The organism is Devosia sp. WQ 349K1 (assembly GCF_016595685.1).
Classification (GTDB): Bacteria; Pseudomonadota; Alphaproteobacteria; order Rhizobiales; family Devosiaceae; genus Devosia.
In genome coordinates, this window is record NZ_JAENGO010000006.1 from 172,225 (window position 1) to 191,462 (window position 19,238).

Annotated in this window: 16 protein-coding genes and 2 pseudogenes; 8 read left to right on the top strand and 10 right to left on the bottom strand. The window is 52.9% G+C overall.

Translation table 11 applies throughout. The features are described 5' to 3' along the window. Positions 1–397 precede the first annotated feature (397 nt). Positions 398–616 (bottom strand): hypothetical protein, encoded by a 219-nt coding sequence (locus JHL21_RS13225; protein ID WP_200213943.1) that lies wholly within the window; start codon positions 614–616, stop codon positions 398–400. A 188-nt stretch (positions 617–804) separates the two neighbouring features. Beyond that, entirely contained in the window at positions 805–1,161 is a 357-nt protein-coding gene (locus tag JHL21_RS13230; protein WP_200213945.1) for a hypothetical protein, read from the bottom strand. A 1,029-nt stretch (positions 1,162–2,190) separates the two neighbouring features. Here JHL21_RS13230 and JHL21_RS13235 point away from each other — a divergent pair. The 3 genes from JHL21_RS13235 to JHL21_RS13245 all read left to right on the top strand — a co-directional run bounded on the left by JHL21_RS13235 (position 2,191) and on the right by JHL21_RS13245 (position 3,303). Then, complete coding sequence (locus JHL21_RS13235; RefSeq protein ID WP_200213946.1) at positions 2,191–2,478, top strand: hypothetical protein; 288 nt, start codon at positions 2,191–2,193, stop codon at positions 2,476–2,478. A 149-nt stretch (positions 2,479–2,627) separates the two neighbouring features. Then, positions 2,628–2,930: an HU family DNA-binding protein gene (locus tag JHL21_RS18035; RefSeq protein WP_200213948.1), complete on the top strand. Its 303-nt coding sequence runs from the start codon at positions 2,628–2,630 to the stop codon at positions 2,928–2,930. Between the two features lie 196 nt (positions 2,931–3,126). Next, complete coding sequence (locus tag JHL21_RS13245; RefSeq protein WP_200213950.1) at positions 3,127–3,303, top strand: hypothetical protein; 177 nt, start codon at positions 3,127–3,129, stop codon at positions 3,301–3,303. A gap of 615 nt (positions 3,304–3,918) precedes the next feature. Here the strand turns inward: JHL21_RS13245 and JHL21_RS13250 are convergent. Next, the gene (locus JHL21_RS13250; RefSeq protein ID WP_200213952.1) at positions 3,919–4,635 is read right to left on the bottom strand and encodes a polysaccharide deacetylase family protein; all 717 of its coding nucleotides are present in this window, start codon (positions 4,633–4,635) and stop codon (positions 3,919–3,921) included. 857 nt (positions 4,636–5,492) lie between these two features. Here JHL21_RS13250 and JHL21_RS13255 point away from each other — a divergent pair. Then, positions 5,493–7,985: a membrane-bound PQQ-dependent dehydrogenase, glucose/quinate/shikimate family gene (locus JHL21_RS13255; protein ID WP_210338903.1), complete on the top strand. Its 2,493-nt coding sequence runs from the start codon at positions 5,493–5,495 to the stop codon at positions 7,983–7,985. A 60-nt stretch (positions 7,986–8,045) separates the two neighbouring features. Here the strand turns inward: JHL21_RS13255 and treZ are convergent, their stop codons facing one another. Continuing rightward, positions 8,046–9,794 carry a malto-oligosyltrehalose trehalohydrolase gene (gene treZ / locus JHL21_RS13260; RefSeq protein WP_200213954.1) on the bottom strand — a complete coding sequence of 583 codons (1,749 nt, stop codon included), beginning with the start codon at positions 9,792–9,794 and terminating at the stop codon, positions 8,046–8,048. Positions 9,795–9,891: 97 nt separating this feature from the next. Then, the gene (locus JHL21_RS13265) at positions 9,892–10,734 is read right to left on the bottom strand and encodes an aldo/keto reductase (protein ID WP_200213956.1); all 843 of its coding nucleotides are present in this window, start codon (positions 10,732–10,734) and stop codon (positions 9,892–9,894) included. Positions 10,735–10,926: 192 nt separating this feature from the next. Between JHL21_RS13265 and JHL21_RS13270 the strand changes: the two are divergent. Then, a pseudogene (locus tag JHL21_RS13270) lies at positions 10,927–11,433 on the top strand (ferritin-like domain-containing protein). A gap of 44 nt (positions 11,434–11,477) precedes the next feature. Here the strand turns inward: JHL21_RS13270 and JHL21_RS13275 are convergent. The 3 genes from JHL21_RS13275 to JHL21_RS18040 all read right to left on the bottom strand — a co-directional run bounded on the left by JHL21_RS13275 (position 11,478) and on the right by JHL21_RS18040 (position 13,884). After that, complete coding sequence (locus tag JHL21_RS13275) at positions 11,478–12,494, bottom strand: PAS domain S-box protein (protein ID WP_200213958.1); 1,017 nt, start codon at positions 12,492–12,494, stop codon at positions 11,478–11,480. A gap of 198 nt (positions 12,495–12,692) precedes the next feature. Further along, a complete protein-coding gene (locus JHL21_RS13280) occupies positions 12,693–13,460 on the bottom strand; it encodes a Crp/Fnr family transcriptional regulator (RefSeq protein ID WP_200213960.1) in 768 nt (255 codons plus the stop codon). 208 nt (positions 13,461–13,668) lie between these two features. After that, a complete protein-coding gene (locus tag JHL21_RS18040) occupies positions 13,669–13,884 on the bottom strand; it encodes a DUF2934 domain-containing protein (RefSeq protein WP_367948193.1) in 216 nt (71 codons plus the stop codon). Between the two features lie 260 nt (positions 13,885–14,144). On the opposite strand from JHL21_RS18040, the gene JHL21_RS13290 reads away from it, so the two are divergent. Beyond that, on the top strand, positions 14,145–14,453 hold the full coding sequence (locus JHL21_RS13290) for a hypothetical protein (protein WP_200213962.1): 309 nt from the start codon (positions 14,145–14,147) through the stop codon (positions 14,451–14,453). 596 nt (positions 14,454–15,049) lie between these two features. On the opposite strand, the gene JHL21_RS13300 is transcribed toward JHL21_RS13290, so the two are convergent. Together JHL21_RS13300 and JHL21_RS13305 are read right to left on the bottom strand one after the other, a co-directional pair. Continuing rightward, the gene (locus JHL21_RS13300; protein WP_200213966.1) at positions 15,050–15,595 is read right to left on the bottom strand and encodes a hypothetical protein; all 546 of its coding nucleotides are present in this window, start codon (positions 15,593–15,595) and stop codon (positions 15,050–15,052) included. A gap of 578 nt (positions 15,596–16,173) precedes the next feature. Continuing rightward, positions 16,174–16,413 (bottom strand): annotated as a pseudogene (locus JHL21_RS13305) (SDR family oxidoreductase); the annotation flags it as partial. Between the two features lie 828 nt (positions 16,414–17,241). On the opposite strand from JHL21_RS13305, the gene JHL21_RS13310 reads away from it, so the two are divergent. Beyond that, positions 17,242–17,820 carry a hypothetical protein gene (locus JHL21_RS13310; protein ID WP_200213968.1) on the top strand — a complete coding sequence of 193 codons (579 nt, stop codon included), beginning with the start codon at positions 17,242–17,244 and terminating at the stop codon, positions 17,818–17,820. Beyond that, positions 17,817–18,416, top strand: coding sequence for a hypothetical protein (locus tag JHL21_RS13315; RefSeq protein WP_200213970.1), 600 nt, complete (start codon positions 17,817–17,819; stop codon positions 18,414–18,416). Before JHL21_RS13310 ends, JHL21_RS13315 begins: the two co-directional genes overlap by 4 nt. The last annotated feature ends 822 nt before the right edge of the window (positions 18,417–19,238 follow it).

Genomic DNA, 19,238 nt, shown 5'->3' on the forward strand with positions numbered 1-19,238 from the left:
GTCCTCTAAGTTTATGCGTTGAGGCCAACATAAAATCCCAGGGCAGCAGCGTTGTGCAGTTGTCAGCCGACCTTGCCCCGTGAACCTTAGCCCGAGCTAATCAAGGGAGCCACGCCGACACAAAATCTAAAACAGGCAATCTTTATCTCCAGGTGGCGTTCGATTGGCAGCGAGACGTTCGCAGCATTACCGTCACACTCGCTGCCCGGACAGAATTGTAGGGCTTACAAGTGGTCCTGCGCAGATTTCGGGACGACATTAAGGGCAAATTTGCTCCCTTTCTGATCAGACGCTCAAATGCGGAACAAGGTTGCGGTCCTGCGCGGCATGTCGGCAGCAGAATGGAGGGGACGCCTGAGCGCCCGTCCGAAATCCGCGAGCCATTCACCTCAAACGCTCACTCGGCGTTTGCAGCCAATTCTTCAAAAAATGCCTGTGCTTCATCGCGGTTGATCTCGCCATCACCGTCTGCGTCGTGGTGTTCGAACAAATGGTCAACGAACGACATCTTGCCAATATAGTGCCAGGGATTAATTGTGGGCTTCGACGCCGCCCCATATGCGAGCCCGACCATTACTAATGTCAAAGCTCCTGCAGACAGGATCCTGAACTTCATCGAGTATCTCCTACCGCGGCCCAATTTTTAGCCGCAGGGAACCCTCTTTCGTTTGTTCTAGATGGTCAAGCGCCAAAGTGCCTCTTAACTGGCACCATTATTACCTAAATCTATGTTCTGAAATTTCAAAAATTGAAGAAATGACGGCGCACCGGATGGGCGAGGTTTCACGCCCACCCGGCTGACAACTACTCGGTAATCAGTGCCGCGCATTCATCGGAAGTGTAACGCATTTCTGCATCTGGATTGGTCAGGTTCTCTACGGCCATTTCCGTATAGTATGTGACCAAGCGATCGTATTCGCTTTCCTCAATACCATCCTCAACCATTGCGGCATGCGCCGTAGCGAAAATGGCTTCAGCAGCGACTTCAGCTGCAGCGATTTCATCTTCTGCCATGCCTTCTGTCAGTGAAACGGCAACAAAAGCTGCGCCGCACCAGAGAGCCTGATCAACTTCATCGCTAACAGTCTCTTCTGCCATCGACGGAAGTACCGGAGCCAAAAGCAACAGTGCAGCTAAGGCGCCAACTAGCATTTTCATCATATTGATGTGTTCCAAGCCATCGAGAGGCCAAATGCCCTCAATCGGCCACGGCGCTTTTATTCTACGAAATAGAACGCTTTATCGTTACTATTTCGGCTTCAAGCAAAATTACGATATTGACGGCATCGTAAAATTTTGACTCAACCTGGCCGCTAAAACCATCTCGATCTGGCAGAGTGGTCGTCGCGATAATTCGAGCAGTAAAACTGCTCACCTGCACCGCAGCGAGATGTGTGAACCGCTACAGCGAAAAGACCCGCCGACGCGAGCCCAAATCAGTTGGCGCGATTACCGCGAATAACTGAATCATATTTGTCCTTGCCCGCTATCAAGCAGCGACACGCCACAATGCCTCTAGCGAGCGTCGTTACATCCAGCAGGCTGGAAAGCGAGTTGCCGGCTTTAAAGCAGCAGGCTCTTAAACTCACAGCTGCCAACTACAATAGAAGAAACGGTCTGATCATGGCCGCAAAACCCACGGCATGCACACCGTGATTTGCCACTAATCAATCGACTCGCCACCCGCAATGCCTAGGCGTAAGGTGCATTTGCTGCCGGGGATTTAGTTTGGCGTCACACTCCGAGGAACAGCAGGCTCTGGCGCCTGATATTTGGTTCCTGAGTTGACCCAGCGATAAAGGAACGCGGAATGCCTGTCGTGACTGTCAATTGCCCTCACTGCAAACAACAGAACACAATGCACATCCAAGGAGTAAGTTTGAACCAGCAAGTTCAGTGTTCAAATTGCTCGAAAAAACTTGGCCATTTAAATGCCTTGATACGGGTGAAAGGCACCATTGGCGAAGCTGTTGACGGCGCATGACCACCATCACGTGAAGCGATCGACGCGTCAGGCCAACATGCTGTCACCACGTGACGGTGACGGTAATCTACCCCAGCTAAATAGCGCGAACTTGGAGCTACTATACGAGAGAGGGAGTGCCCCTCAGCATTAAGAGCTTGTGCAAGTGGATCATTTCATTCTGCTGAGAGTTTACCCGTTCGATAAGTTTGAATGGGTTTTGTGAATTGTCGAAGAGATCGAAAATTGGCGTAGTTTTGCCGCGCCACTGGGAGAAAGCCTATTTTGGCCGAGGAGGCCAATTAGGCGACCTCGATGCCTATTTAAGTGCAAAATTTCTACCTTTCGAAATCAACACAGATCTTGTTGCAGACGAGCCGAACGAAACTCTCATCGTCTTAGCTCTGTCTACCGATGGGGAAACGGTGAGCGCCGAGGTTTCAGACACTGACCTCGAAGCTATTTATCAGGCAATTGAAGCTTTCTTTGCACCTAGCTTAACGCCCTCGAATTGAGCTGCCTTGCGAAACGCCACACCTCAACTGCCGTTAGCCTAGCCTTCTGATATTTCTACATTTTAAGCGCGAAAATGCCCCTCGCCTAAAATGAGCCATAGATTTCATGGCCTCGTCGCCCAAACCTACCCATATCAGCGTCCAAGCTCATGCCCTCAAGAACAATCACTCGCGAACGGCTAACTGAAGTGGCGTATGCAGCTTCCTTCCTCAGCAGAGATGAAGCGAAAAGCATCGTGAGCCGAGCGATCGAGATGATAGGCAACGCAATCATCGACGATCAGCTTGTTAAGCTAACTTCGTTCGGAACATTCGAGGTGCGCTCCAGGCTGGCGCGTTTGGGACGGAACCCCCGAACACTTGAAACGTCAATAATAGAACCACGTCGAGTAGTGGTTTTCAGGCCCAGCACTGTCTTACAAAACAAGATCAAAAATACACAAAGCAAATAAACCGCACAATCGAACTTAGGACCACTATCTATTTCACCGCAAGGCTGCAAAATCATATCCAGTCGCAAATGGCACTACGGCCAAGAACAATGTATCACCTGATAGTGTTCGGCTATCACGCATTTATTGGAACACTATCCCTATTGGCCCATTGCTGACCGTGCTCAAGGATAGGCACTTATAGGAGGAAGATACCATGGCCAACTCAGATTCAGACAAACGCAATGTTTCTGCCAACGATCAAGGCAAGTCTGGAGATCAGGCCAAGCAAGCTGACTCTGGTGTTAAGAACCGTGATGAGAAGGGTTCCGCCGGCAGCGATAAGAATGAGAAGCCTTCTCAAGACGGCAAAATGGGCCAGAAACACAGCTAAACGCTAAATCACAACGAACGGAGGACCCTTGGCCCTCCGCATCTATGATCTCAACGTTTACTAAGTGAGTTTAGTCACCATTTTGAGTTTGAAGTGACCTGCTAAATCCTCAAGAGTCGCTACTAGATATTCTTTTGCTCGCGAACCGGTACGTGCCTCTTATGCAGCGATTTTTTAGAGGTGGATCGTGGCAAACTGCCCGACGTTACCACCTCTTTCTCAAAAAAATGGGTTAGCGATTTAAGGAGAGTAAAGGTTTCTTCTTAGCCTAACGAGCGAATTAGTTTCTTAGGGAAGGCAAACAAAGCGAATACGAATATAGCCAAACAAGGCAGCTCCGGAGCGGATAGAAAAACATTCTGCGAGCGACGTACCCTGACTGGTCACGATCGTTTGGATGGTTAGAACAGGCTGGCTTCGCTCTACCATCCGAAGATAATGTATCACGCTTGCCGCTTTCTCCCCCATGTCGGTCATCCGGAGCCCTTTGGCCATTTCCCAAAAGCTCCCGCGCTTACTTGATGGGCGACAGGTTCAAACGTCGTGGAATGCGGACCGGCAGTTTTCGCGGCTAAATAACAAAGCTCAGCTGTCGATGTCCCTAGCCACTACGCCTTAACGGTGTTGCAGAGCCAGCAATTCAGAAACCGAAACGAATTCAAAACCACGAGCCCTAAGACCCTGAATGATAGATGGCAGTGCCTGGCGACTAATTTCCCGGCTGTCGTACATAACGTGCATAATAATTATCGAGCCGTTGCTTGCGTTGTCCAACACATATTCAGCCATGGCTTTGGGATCAGCGGCCGCGACCGCATCCGCCTCTGGTTCCACGTCCCACATTATCGTGGTGCGGTCGTGTTGTGCCAAATACCATGGTAAAGAGAAAAGTTTCTTGCCATACGGCGGGCGAAAATACAGCGCGCCTCGATACCCCGTATTGCGGATCGCGGCGTCTGTGCTCTCAATTTCCTCACGAACGGTGGTAGGGCTCACGAAGATCATGCGGTTGTGCGACCACGAATGGTTGCCGATTTCGTGACCGGCTTCGGCGATAGCTTTGGCCCCTGTTGGATTTCGGGAAGTCTCTCTTCCAGTGAGGAAGAAAGTTGCCTTAACGTCATGCGATTTCAAAATCTCTAGAACAGGTTTGGTATGGTTGTCTGTAGGACCGTCATCGAAAGTCAGCGCCACAACAGCGCGATCCGTGTCAACACGGGCTACGATATCGCCAAAGACCTGGAATGTTCTGGCGTTGCTCAACTGTAGAACACCACACAGTACGGCAATGACCAACAGGATGACTACAACCACAACATTTAGACGACGCATCAGCGCCTCCACCGGCGAGGATTTTCAGAGCGGCATATAACAGTAGCGGAGATGGGAATTTGCTGCATCATGAACGTCGCATGTCGAAAGCAAAAAGGAGGTCATGAGCAGCCGGTAAGAGACGTCCTAACTTCATACAACGCGAACCCATCCGCCGCCTCCTCGATTCAGCCGGGGGCGTATCAAGAATGTATGGTGCGTCCTATGAGGGATGATGGTATCGCCCCGCCAAACTGAGAGCAACAAAGCCGCCAGCTAATGGCCAAGGCAAAATACACCTATCGGGACCGCGAAATCATCGTACTCTTGGCCTTGTTAGACCTATTCGGCTCTATGTCCCACTACGGTCATTTCACGAAGGGCACCATAGCGAGGAAGCCACGCTGATTTTTAAGCCCTGCGGTTTCAGCACCCGCAGGCGTATCCTTCGCCATCATCAAAAAGCGTGAAAATAACAAGCGCAAAACAATCCGCCATCAACGCTAGATGCACCATAGGCCTGCCGCACAACTTCAATGGAACACGAGCAGCGCTGTCCGAAAATCTGAGCCAAAGCATCTGACGACGGACACCTCTAATTCGGAAACCTACTTCCGACGCAGAGGTGGTGATGTTGGACAGCTTTCGCGAGGGCGACTGACGGTCAAAACTCTGACACCCACAGGAACTCTACCAATGAAGACCAGATCGCCCCGTCAGACATTCTTCGACGGTACTAGATTTGGTTGTCGGTGCTGCCACCGCCAAGATGGCGTCTAGGACGCGAAATAGCGCGCTAATGGCCCGTCGAACCAAATAGGAACTGCTTCTGCACTTTTTCGTTAGCTCCTCATAAAGGCGTGTGAGGAGAAATGTTTATGGCAACGAGGAACCGAGGCTTTGGTTACTGGGCAGTGATGGCCCTCGCCGCCATAATGGTGCTGTTCGGCACGCCAATTATGCTCGGAGGAGCATGGCTTCTCAGCTTAGGGGGCTCATTCTATTATCTAATAGCGGGCGCAGGCCTTCTGGCCTCTGCGACGTTCTTATTCAGACAGTCAATTGCTGGCGTCTGGATCTATATTTCAACATTCGCTTTTACTCTGATCTGGGCGCTTTGGGAGTCTGGCCTCAACGGATGGGCGCAAGTCCCGCGTCTGCTTGCACCAAGTGTGATTTTAATTCTGGTGTTGCTGACTATCCCTGCGCTCCGTGGCAGATTGGCTGTGCCACGCGGTAGATTTGCGGCGGCGGCAACTGGTGTGATGGCGCTCATTGCATCTGTCATGGTTCTCATGTCGAACGGGGGGCCGCATCTCGTTGCGCAAGAGACCGTGTCGCCGCCAGCATTCGAAACGCCAGATGCACCGGCCGCCACCGCCCCACCAAGAGGCGAACTGACTACACAAACCCCGACCAGCGCAGCTCAAGTGCAATACGTTGCCCTAGAAACGGGTGTCGACTGGCCAGCCTATGGAGGCGATCACAAGGCAACGCGCTATTCGCCCCTCAGACAGATTACGCCAGAGAACGTGGAAATGCTTGAGCAAATCTGGGAATTTCGCACCGGAGACCTGCCGAAAGACGACGAACCATTTGGCAATCAGAACACCCCCGTAAAAGTGGGGGATCGGCTCTTTCTGTGTTCAGCGCTGAACAAGATATCGGCGCTCGATGCAGCATCAGGCGAGGCTCTTTGGACCCACGATCCAGTCGTCTCAGCAGATGCTGTTGGCTATAATGCGTCCTGTCGGGGCCTAGTGTATTTTGAAGACATTACGGTTGTGGCCGATACGATGTGTGCGACCCGCGTGGTCAATCTGACCCACGACGCGCGCATGATTGCGCTCGACACAGTCACCGGCCAGCCGTGCCCGGACTTCGGCGCCCTTGGCACCGTCGACCTCATGGAAGGAATGGGAAACCATGCGCCGGGATTCTACGCCCCAACGTCACCTCCAACACTCGTTCGCGATGTGCTCGTAGTTGGAAGCCAAGTGAGCGACGGACAAACCCGCGCAGCTCCGTCTGGCGTCATCCGTGGGTATAATGTTGTAACCGGTGCACTTGAATGGGCTTGGGATATGGGGCGCCCCGGCGAGACAGATCTGCCGCCTGAAGGTGAGATCTACACCCCCGGCACACCCAATGTTTGGACGATTGCCTCGGGCGATAATGAGCTTGGATTGGTTTATTTGCCGATGGGTAACTCAGCTGTCGACTATTGGGGCGGCGATCGCTCCGAGGCAGAAAACACTTACTCAACCGCCATTGTTGCGCTGGATGTCGAAACCGGCGAGGTCGCTTGGCACTATCAAACCGTTCACTATGATATTTGGGACTATGACCTTGGAGGACAAGGCACCTTGGTTGATTTCCCAACACCCGAGGGTCCAGTTCCTGCAATCGTTATGCCGTCCAAACAGGCACAGTTCTACATCCTGAACCGCAAAACCGGTGAACCGCTGGTTAGCATTGAAGAGCGCACTGCTCCCACTGGCGGCGTGGAGCCAGAACGCCTTTCTCCGACACAACCTTTCGTCACCGACTTCCCAAATCTGCTGAAAGCCGACCTGACCGAACGGGATATGTGGGGCACAACCCCGCTTGACCAACTCTGGTGCCGTATCCAGTTCCGCCAAGCCGCTTACGATGGTGTTTACACACCACCGACAGTTGATCAACCATGGATCCAATACCCCGGCTATAACGGCGGCGTGGATTGGGGCGGCGTCGCGATCGATCCCGTCAAAGGACTAATGATCACTAATTACAATGACATGCCGAACTACAACCAGCTTGTTCCGCGTGAAGAGGTTGATGCCCTCGGCATTCTACCAATTACCGATCCAAACTACGATCCAGATGTTGGTGGCGGCTCCCATGGCAACCTTAGCCCTCAAGCGATGTCGCCCTATGGCATCCGCGTTAACGCGGGGTGGCGCGTTCCGTTCACAGGGATGCTGTGCAAACAGCCTCCTTATGGCGGCATCGCTGCTATTGACCTCAACACCCGTGAAATTCTTTGGGATCGTCCATTTGGCTCAGCCCGTAATAACGGCCCCTTCGGCATCCCAAGCATGTTGCCGATAGACATCGGTACACCAAACAATGGGGGCGGCTTCATAACAGCAACAGGTCTTTTCTTTATCGGTGCCACTACCGACGACATGTTCCGAGCCATCAAGGTCGATACCGGCGAAGAGGTTTGGCAAACCGCTCTTCCCGCAGGCGGGCAAGCTACTCCAATCACTTACGAGGCCGGTGGTCGCCAGATAGTAGTGATCAACGCGGGGGGCCATGATTTTATGGAGACACCCATCGGCGACTATTTTATCGCCTACGCCCTGCCAGCTGGCGAACTCCAATAGCGAACAGGATAGGCCGGGAAGCACATCGCTTTCCGGCCTCGTCCAGAACGAGCAGAGCGCTCACTGCGCCAGCGAGAAAACTGCTGTCCACGGACCGATAACCGTCTCGTTAAAGTGTCCTTCGATCCAGAGGACATCCCCGCCCACAGCGCCACAACTCAGAGCTTGGTCAGAGAAGTTCGCTAGCAGATTGAGGCGCATACCGTCGCCCAGTTGCCATGCAACAGTCAAAATCGAACCGTCGAGTTCATACCGCCCGCTGTTTCCATCCATCTCATAAAGACGAGGGATGATTTCCGACCTCCGCAGCGCGATGAGTTGCCGATAATGCGCCAATGCTTCACTGTGTGAAAGCTCTTCACGCTGGCTCCAGTCGAGCTTGGAAGTTTTGAATGTATCTTCGCTCAACGGGTCTGGCGGATGCCCCTTCTCCGGTTGCGGCAGGAAAGATTTGATCTCGTCTCGCCTGCCTTCTCGGACTTTATCGGCAAGTTCGGCACCGACGTCCGAGAAGAATATGAATGGTTGTTTTGCGTGCCATTCCTCACCCATGAATAACAAGGGAATCTGTGGCGACAACAAGTTTATCGCGGTCCAGAACCGCGCTTTTTCTGACGAAACAATATCGGTTATCCGTTCGCCATAAGGGCGATTGCCGATCTGGTCATGATTTTGTGCGTAAGCGACAAAAGCTGTCGCCGGCAGGAAAGCGCTCGGCTCACCTTTAAAACGCTTTTCATGCTCCAAGTATTCACCTTGGAAACCGAACCCCTCGGCCAAGCTTCGCCCAACCAAATCCAACTTCTTGTCAAAATCCGCATAGTACCAAGCATTTTCTTCGGTTAAGGCGTTGTGCAGACTGTGATGAAGGTCATCATTCCACTGTGCGTTGTAGAGCCAAGGCTCACCATCGAGCCCCCGTTTCAGCCAGCCCGCCTCATTGTCAGAATTCTCGACAATGAGGTGAATGTGCCGACCATCGGTCACCCTGCGCAACTGCTCTGCAAGCTCGACCAGCATGTGGCGAGGGCCGATGTCCTGGATCTCCTGTACTGCATCGAGACGTAGACCGTCGAAATGATATTCCATCAGCCAGTGGCGGGCGTTGGCGAATATAAACTCGCGCACCTGAGCCGCTCCTGCGTCATCATAGTTGATGGCACCACCCCACGGTGTATGACGGTCTGGATTGACGATCGGGGCATAACTTTGGAGGTAATTCCCTTCAGGACCAAAATGGTTATAGACGGCATCGAGGAACACGCAGAGACCCAAACCATGTGCTGCATCGACCAAGGCTTTGAGATGCTCGGGACGGCCGTAGCTACTGTCTGGAGCATAGAGAAAGGCCCCGTCGTAGCCCCAATTCCAACGACCGGGAAAGTCAGCCACGGGCATTAGCTCAATTGCTGTAATGCCCAGTTCCTGCAATGCTTTGAGCTTATCAATTGCAGCTAGGAACGTCCCCTCCGGGGTGAACGTGCCGATGTGCAACTCATAGATTATCATTTCCTCCCAAGGCCGCCCGCGCCAACCAAGATCGGTCCAGCGATAACTTCTCGGGTCGATGATTTCACTTGGGCCATGCACATCGTAAGGCTGAAAGCGCGAAGCCGGATCGGGCACGGTTTGGCCATCAGGCAGAACAAAAACATAGTGCATGCCAGCAAGAGCATGCGGGACTTCAATCTCGTGCCAACCGCCCCTGCACTGCGTCATCGGGTGTTCAAATTCGAGATCTAAGATCTTTAAAGAAACACTGGGAATATTGGGAGCCCACAAACGGAAGCGCACCCCTTCCACCAGCATTTGCGTGCCGAAACGTGAGGGCTGAGCCCGTTGAACTCCAGGAAGACAGTCGAGAGACATCTTGCACCATTCAACCGCGTGGTTGTGAAAAGTGGGATTAGAACAGAGTGTTCATCGTTGCAGGATGACCGCCTGTTTTGCCGTCTTCCGGATCATCAAGACCATCGAGCGCAGCAGTGTCTTCCGCATCTAGCGAAAAGCCAAACGCATCAAAATTCTCTCTAATCCGATGCTCATGCGTAGACTTGGGAATTACCACCAGCCCCTGATCGAGCTCCCAACGCAAAATCACCTGAGCAATGCTCTTACCGTGCTTTTTGGCGATTTTGGCGATAGTTGGATTGTCGAGCAGCGCGCCACTGCCCAACGGGCTATAGCACTCAATCGAAATCGCGTGACCTGCGTGAAAATTCCGAACGTCGCGCTGCTGATAGAGTGGATGCAGCTCCAGCTGATTGATCACCGGCAGTAGGTTTGTTGCCTCGCCGATACGTTCAATGTGCTCTGGTAGAAAGTTGGATACTCCAATAGAGCGAATGCGGCCATCCTCGTGTAGAGCGACGAGCGCCTTCCACGCATCCACGTAAAGGTCCTGCTCAGGAACTGGCCAATGAATCAAGAACAAGTCGAGATAATCAAGTTTCAGCCGTTCAAGGCTCTCGTCGAAAGCCCGCATGGCGTCATCGTATTGGTGAGCGCCGTTACGCAACTTGCTGGTAATAAATAGCTCCTCACGGCTCACATCGGCTGCCGCGATGGCTTCACCCACACCAGATTCATTGTCGTAGCCTTGCGCGGTGTCGATCAGCCGGTAGCCGACATCGATGGCGGTCGACACCGCCTTCTGGGCCTCATGGTTCGGCATCTGCCACACACCAAAGCCGAGCTGAGGAATGCTATTGCCGTCAGTGAGGGTAATTTTCGGGATGTTCCGGATCATGTCATTCCTGCCTGATTGGTAGAACGCCGACTACCGACGCCTTCCTCCAAGCCAAGTCCTGCGACCGGCGTTCCGAGCTTGCCATGTGTTAACGAACGCGCCGGTCATAGTTGTCCGCCGACCTTAACTCCGGTTTATCAATGATCCTCACCCGTAGACCGGCGTTAGCTTGCCATTCAAAAGGAGCCGCAAATGACCAAGCTTTCAGAGATCTACGTTACTGGGCTCAAGAACGCTCACGCGATGGAACACGAAGCGTTGGCGATCATGGAACCTCAGGTTGCGAGCATCAAGAACTACCCCGAAGTGGCACAACGCCTGCAACAGCATCTTGAGTAAACAAAAGGTCAGATCCAACGGCTTGAGAGTTTGCTAGAGCGCGCTGGCGCTCAGAAGTCGGCGCTAAAAGATATCGCTATGGGCGCTGGCGGAACCATTGTAGCACTCGGTCACAAATTGGCGCCCGATGAGATCGTCAAGAACAGCTTCGCCAATTTTGCCTTCGAATACTACTAAATCGCGGCCTATAAGTCATTGATTGCACTGGCTCGTGCGCAAAACGACAGCGACGCGGTGGCGACGCTCACGACGACCTTGGATGAAGAAATCGCGATGTCGGAATGGCTGGATTACAATATCGAACCCCTCACCCTCCAATTCGCCACCCTCCGCGAGCAAGGCTTGCAAAGCAAGAACTGAGCGGACAGCTGTTCACAAGAAAGCCGTAGGGCCGTGAAACTCTCTCAAACGGCCAGCGACACCAACGGGATATTGATGGTAACTCGCAGGCCAGTGGGCAACCAATCGCGATGAATATCGGCGCTTAGCGCTGCCAGCAGTGTGCTCTCCAGCCGGGCGCCGAAACCTAGTGTGACCGCCGTCCCCGTATTTGGGCAATTTCTCTCATCCCATTCGATTGAAACCGCGTCGTTCTCATTCTTCGCGGTGATAGCCAGCGCTCCCTCTGGCACAGACAAAGCGCCATATTTGGCGGCATTAGTTGCAAGCTCATAGAACAGCAACGCGACGCTCGTCGAAGACTTAGGGCCAATGGAAATCTGATCCCCTGATAGCATGATGCAGTCACCAAGACGGTACGGCTCCAAGACTGTACCAATGAGTTCCAGCAGGTCACCGGACACATTGCTGGCCCCCTCTGACTGCCAACGCGCCATGGTCAATTCGTGCGCCCGCGCCAAGGCACTCAGCCGAGAATGGATATTAGTTACGATATCTTGGGCGTCCGTACTGGACCGTCCCGTTAGCGAAACCACGGCCGCCGCGAGCGAAAATAGATTTTTTACACGATGCTGCATTTCGTCGACGACCAAATGCAGGGTCTCCTCATTCTGCCGCCGCAGGCTGTCGTCGCGGGCGATTTTAGACGCACCGACTATCGTTCCGTCCACATTTCGAATGGGCGAGACCGACAAAGACAACGGCACTAAGCTTCCATCTTTACGACGGCGCAAGGTTTCGAAGTGGTCGACCCGCCGGCCCGCCCTGATTTGGGAAATGATGAGGGATTCTTCACTAATCCGCTCTTCAGGGATGATCATTGTGATGTTACGGCCAATAGCCTCTTGCGCAGTATAGCCAAACAGGCGCTCGGCTGCGGGATTCCAGCTTCGGATGGTGCCATTCAGATCTTTACTGATGACTGCATCGTGGGACCCCTCAACCAATGCGACCAACCAGTCTCGGGGATCTGGCGTAACCGCTACATCAGAAACCGTTTCGATATCCCAGATGACGTGCATAGGTTGTTTGTGCCTTCCAGCTGCATTTCTACGATACAGATGCAAACTTTTTCGGCTCGTTCTCGGTGCCGAGCCGCTCCTACTCTGAACCCAAACCGTTTGCAGGTAAGCCAAACGCGTTATGGTGCTTTAGAGAAGTCAAATCTAGGGTACGCTGTTTACTGAACGACAAGTATCTCTCCTCTTCTGTCAGCAACTTTATACAGCTTTCAGCCTAGGCTCGTTTTCGTTCAAATAATCTTCGAGGTAGTCTGAGGAAAAATTTGCCATGCGTCGCAGAGCCTGCACGTCAGGGATAGTGAGCGCACGACCACGCAGCTCGATGAGCTTCAACCGTCTCAGCTCTTGAATGACTCTGTTTACGTGCACCGCAGAAAGCGCCAGATACATTCCCATCTGAACTTGAGTAAGCTTCAGCGTGAACTGATTGCCTTTGGTAAGGTTTAGACGGCGATATCGGAATTCTAACTCGCAAAGCAAGTGTGCGATACGCTGCATTGCGTTGCGCCGCCCCACTGACGTGAGAAGCTCTTCGACCACAACATTGTCGGACGCAAGATTGGCCAACACAGCGCATCGAAGACGCGGGTTACCCTCAAACAACGCTGCCGCATGATTTGCATCAAGCCGCAGAACTGAACATCGCGACCCCGCTTCAGGAACGGCATACGCTGACCGCCCGGTAACGCAGGTGTAGGTGCAAATATCGCCGGGAATAGCCAACGACATTAGATGTCGTTCAGATTCAGCAGTTACCCTGCAACGGAACGCAAACCCAGACGCTATAAAACAAAGATCGGACCCACACTGTATCTGGCTATGGAGACGGACATTTTCCCGCTTCCAAGGCTGCGCTGCCAGTTCATCCAAATCCTCTGCGAACAATAAGCCTGTTGCCCACAACCGTCTAAAGATCGGTGGACCGACAGGTGGCAGCTCAAAATAAGTAGCATGCACGTCTGTCATGACGATCACCTGGTCTTGAAATCGTTATCTAGATAACGCCTCAGACTGAGGTACGTTCCCCATGGATGAATTTCACGCCGTCGTCATTTGAAGCCCACGATTATATTTAAGATTTCCGAAATGTCTTTACTCTTCGCATTCAGTTCGAACACGTAGGCTTACTTTTGCGAACAATCCGCCAACACACTCCAGAGAGCATATTTTGATGTTACCTCTCAAACATCTGCCCAGTGTCGGTCATAATCGTTTGCGCTAGTTTTTTGTCACAGTCGCGCTCGCGTAGACCTCTCTCCAGAGCTGCAAACCAGTATTCCTGTTCCTTACCCTCTGGTTTTCCATCTTGTTCCCAGAGAAAGTAAGCCGTCTCACGAGTTTTAAGTTGGAATGCACTATCGCTCCAAGGATCCAGTTGGTCCGGGTCCACTGCAACCTCCAATATTGTCTAGTGTGATCCTAAACGCTGAAGCACGCGCTAAGGTGACGAATTTGCCACGAACTTTTCGTGTCGCAGCCTAGGGTAAGAAACACAATAATCAGGCCAGTCTCATTACATCTGAGGCGACGAAGTCTGCTCTGGGTACGGGTCTCGGTATTGGGGAGCGCGCGCCCGCCGCCATGTCGCGCAACTTTCACTCGACTACAAACATTGCCCGCATAATGGCCCCATAACTCCGGACAGTAAGCATGAACGTATCAAACTTGCAGCTACAAGGACTCTACTTAGCCATAGCATCCATCAACAACACACTCGTCGCCAAGGGCATTATCAGCCGCGAAGAGATCGATCTGGCTCTAAGGCGCGCGGAACAATCCGCGGTTGGTGACGATAGGCTGTTGGAAGATCTGACGCCCGCATCACGCGATGCAGTGGCCTTCCCGGCCCGGCTGCTCATGCTTGCAAACAACAGCGCATCTGAGACAGACGTGCTGACTTTTTCAGAACTGGCGAAAATGGTAGGCCAAACCAACGGGCATTATCCCGACGAGGCGTAGCGCATGCGTAACACCCTTTCAGATCGAAAGCTTAGACGCTCCGCAGGTGGTCTTTCTTGCTCAATATGACGAAGAAGGAACGGGACGGTCACCCACCCGTTGCCGCCGCAAAGCCGTAGCTACCGCTCAGCGAGCCACATGAGTCGGACGCCATTCGCGCTCGTCCCGAAAAATCAAATCCTTGTGTTCCATCAAGAATCGGAAATGCCGACTGATCGCTCGATTGAGGTGGCGGTCGCCGTTGGCCACCCGCTCGTTGCCAGCGAGAAAAATCAGTGAGCAAGACGAATGACAGCCATCACCGATCTGCACAATGGTCTTCAGTCACTTGGCGTAGACGCTCCTCGCCATGTCCAAGGCGAGGATGACATAGCCGCCAGGGCTGTCCAAGCTCACCGTATCCAGAGCCGGATGCGCCGCGACCAGTCCGGGTAAAAAAATCTGCGACGGTCTTATCGATAACGCCCATGATCCTGATCGCGGAACCGTCGATTTGGACAGTGCCATTTTCGATCGGATGGCAGTGCGCCGTCAGCGTCATTAGGAGCAACGCCAGTGCTGCAGCCCAAGGAGTCGCCCTATCTTGGAGACGCATTTCAGTCGACCAAGTAGCTGAACGTGGAGCAGAGGTCATCGCTGTTTATGTCGAACGGTGGCACATCACCCTCGAAGACCGCGACCTCAAGTATCTGGCCGCCTCCCAGCCAGCTTTCGGAAAAGACAAGATAGCGCGCATCGCTCCCACAGAGCGTGGTGCCGTTGAGCAGTTCCCCGGGATCATGCGCAAGCCGGAACACCTCGGCCGTCTGCTTGTCGCCAGAAACGCCCCATTGTCGCCACGATGCGCCTTCGGAAACGAGTTCGACCGGGTCTCCGGCGCCGAACGAAATCTGCATCACGCTGCCGACCTTGGCGAAGCTGGGATTTCCCGAAAGCCCGATGTCACCGGTAATTGAGATGGCAGTCCGGCTCAGGGCTATAAAGGTTTGGCTATCCTGCCAGACATGATGCTCGATGGCAGATTGAGCCAATGAAGGCGTAGTACCAAATGTTACGAGGGTCAAAACTGGCAAAAATATGCGGCGCATCGATTGCAGATACCTTCTTCTAAAACCGCGACCACCAGATAGCCACAAACGCATAAAGTATCCACTCCTGCAGGTCACTGCTACGGTTTCGGCCCGATAATAGCACAGGCGATCCCTCTTCAACTGCTCACTGTCGATCTCAGGCCTGGGCCGCGTGTCAGCGTGTATCCCCTCCAAGAGCTGCGCGGCTCTTTGTATTTCCGCAGTGAAGCCGTTATCTCGATAGAAACCCGCCACGCCCCTGCACGTGAGTGTTGGCCAAGCGCAAGATGGCTATTCTTTCCGATCAGCATGTGCTGCGTAGAGTGCTGGCGTGCATGGACGCAACGCGATTGGTAGTTACCCCGGGCCTTAGCGGCCTGCGTTATCTGAGTGGTCAGGTCCGGCACGACTGACACAATACCTCCGCAACTTTGACAAGAGGTCAATGTTCGCAAGTTAATTCACCGTCAGGGCAGCGTTGCAGACGCCCGCTCCAACATCACTCACCCCTACCATTCGGCCGATCGGCGCGTCGCAAGAGTAGCCATCACCAAAGTCGCATCAAAGTTCGAGCCGGGATTAAGTGTGCGGGCCCCTACCGTGTTTGATTGAAACTGCAACGCGCCTTCTCCGCCGCCGTCACTGCGCAGTCAGGCGATTCCCTTGCCCCCAGTAACACCAAAAACCTCACCGGTAATGTAACTGGCTTCTTGCGACGCCAGCAGGACATATATCGGCGCAAGTTCCACAGGTTGACCTGGACGACCAAAGGCACTGTCTTGGCCAAACGTAACAACCTTGTCCGGAAATTGCCCACCACTTGGTTGCAGCACTGTCCAAAACGGACCAGGAGCAACCGAATTCACGCGTATTCCCTTCTCAATAAGCTGCCCCGTCGCCTAGAAAATAGCTTCTTTGCTTTCACCACGCTCTAAAAGAGCGAACGCTTCATTCGACCGATTACCGAAGATTTTGAAGATCTTTTCGACCCTCAACTTGATAGTCATAAGACCTCGTATCTTAACTCAGCAAGAATACTGATAAGCATATCGATCAATATTCCTGCGATCTTTAAAAATACAAAAGAGTATCAACTCGAAAGGCTAACCTTGTCGGAGAGAAGTTTGCAACTCTGTCGCTTGTTGGAGCACATAGTAGGACAGCATAGTCTCCACATCAACCTCGAAAATGCCTACCTCATTCCTCAACAGACTTCTTAGAGTTCAAAACCAGAACGCACATAGCGACAAAATATAGGAAAAATCGCTAGATTTACTGGGGTTCCGCGCAATATCACCCTTCACCCGGATTGGCGGGCAGTGGAGGCCGAAGACGTTCGGTACTAGGGTAAACCGCACTGCGTTAAGGCACCAAACATATCAGCCGCTACACAATCGGGTGTATGCCACGATAATGAGGACCAACTCGCGAAGCGAAAGAACCGGAGTTGGAACTGCAGAAAACTCTTCCTGAAGCAGCTTTCAAGCGGGCGATACATCGGGATCAATGTTATGAACGCACGCAATTTGCAGCGTAAGCTACTTCACCAGAGAAGCACTGCAACAAACTAACGTCCGCAACAGGGTCGTCCGCGGCCATAGGGTGGGTAGATAGTTTCCTCAGTTTCGTCCGCGTTGCATGCCAGATTGTTGTTGAGACTGGACACTGTAATTGCCTGATGCGATGGTCAAATCCAGCCTACTGCTTGAGGAAATCAATTGAAGTTCGTCATATCCGTCGCGATTGCATGCGCAATCGTTCTGATAACACTATTTGTGGGACTGGATCGCCTAAGCTCAGATCCGTCTACAGAGCAAGTCAATGCTGATCTGGCCGCAGTACATTCCGAGATAGCGCGAGCCGAAGCTGATCGCACCGCAGTTTCAGGTGGCGCAATCGAGAACCTCTTCACGGCAAGAATTGAAATTCTTCGGACTACGGCCGCGATGCTGGAGCAGAAGCGGTCGAGCATGCTGCGCAGAATTGATCTTGCCTACACGGTAGACGGTGAAAGAGCAGCACCGAACTCAGAGGCTGTTGCAAGTATCGAGCGCGAGATCAAGGTGGCCAGTGCGGAGCGAGATCGGATGCAGGCTGAAGCAGCAAGATATTCGGGTGGCTTGATCCAGACTATGGCTTTGTTGAACGCAGCCACGACCGAGGTATCGATAGCTCAACTCAATCAGGCCAGGTTGGCTGAGCAATATGGATTTTACTTCCGCTTTTCAGTAGAGCCTGCCGAGCCCCAGCAGCCTATTGGTCAAAGCATAGTCGACAATGATGGAGACGCCCTATGATCGCCCGACTTTACACATTGACCGTTCTCATTTTTTTGGCTTTCGCCTCAAATGCGAATGCTCAAGAGGATGCGGCCCCATTCGGTTTGAGGTGGATGGCTAGCAGCGTGGAAATTGAGGCACTCGGAGTAGCGCTAACACCAATGGATATTGCGACGTTCGGGAAGTCATTTGCGGCCACAAATTTACCCAAGGCGATATCGGACTTAGAAGCGGTGGTGCTGTCCTTCGGCTATGATGATCGTTTGTGGAGGGTGGCTGCGATAGGCAATGAGTTTGACAACGACAAGTACGGCTCCCAGGCCAAATCACGCTATGACCAGTTGGCCGCATCGCTGGCAAAAAGCTACGCTTTGACGAGTAGGAGTCATCGACCTTCCTCGGATAACTTTTACGGAAAGGCCGACAATTTTGCCTACGCCTTGAGCAAGAGCGAGGCCTACTGGTACAGTTTATATGGTTCGCCTTCAGCAGAGATTGAGCTTTCTATCGGCTCGAACCACCAGGACACCTATTGGCGGTTAGTATACTCTCACATTGAGGGGAAGTCGTCCTTTACGGCCAGAAAGGCCGATGCCGAGCTGGACGCTCTTTAACTACCGGCGGCTGAGACAACGGTAGAGCGCACTGGTGGTCAACTCCGAGGACTTTGCATGCATGAGGCAGTGTTTTAGATGCCCGACAGCCTGATCGTCGACGAAAATTTGCGCCGGATCCAACTTCCAAGAGATAGGCGACTGCGGGCACGTGGATAGGCAAATCGTTGAATTCCGATGACAGATCCGTGCTGCGCAGGAGTTGATTTCTGCCAAGAAGGTGACGAAACCGGAGCGGGCGGGATAAGGGCTCGGCTGCCAATTCGTTGGCCGAGGCGGGAAACCGGAAAAACCATCCTCGTTCCCTATGCCGCCGGGTCCGGTTGACGCGCACCGGTCTCAGGGTTGTCAATGGCTGGGGAGCCTTGTGGTTCCTGAATTTCTTCATCTTGCTGATCACAGCGATTGATGCACAGGCGAGCGCCCCCCCAACAAGCTGCTGATCGATCCTTATGCGCGCTGTTGGGCGACATCCAGTAGTCCTTCCGCCCATTTGGGCTAACGTTCGGACGCCGGGGGCAAGGACCTTTCCTTCAACCACGAAGACAGCACTTTGGTCACCCCAAAAAGTTCGCGTCGTTGATCCCGTCGCCTACGAATAAAGCAACGACGAAAAGCCTTGCATCGCTTGGGCCAATACCATTTCTTACGAAACCCACATCAAAGGGTCAGCCATCTTCACCCTGCGATACCGGAAAACCTTCGCGGCACCTTTAAGGTTTGGCTTAACGCGAAGTCATCGACTACATCAAATCTACAGGTGTTACCTCGGTCGAGCTACTGCCCCGGCAGCCCCTGCAGGAGGTCGCTGCCTCAAGCGCA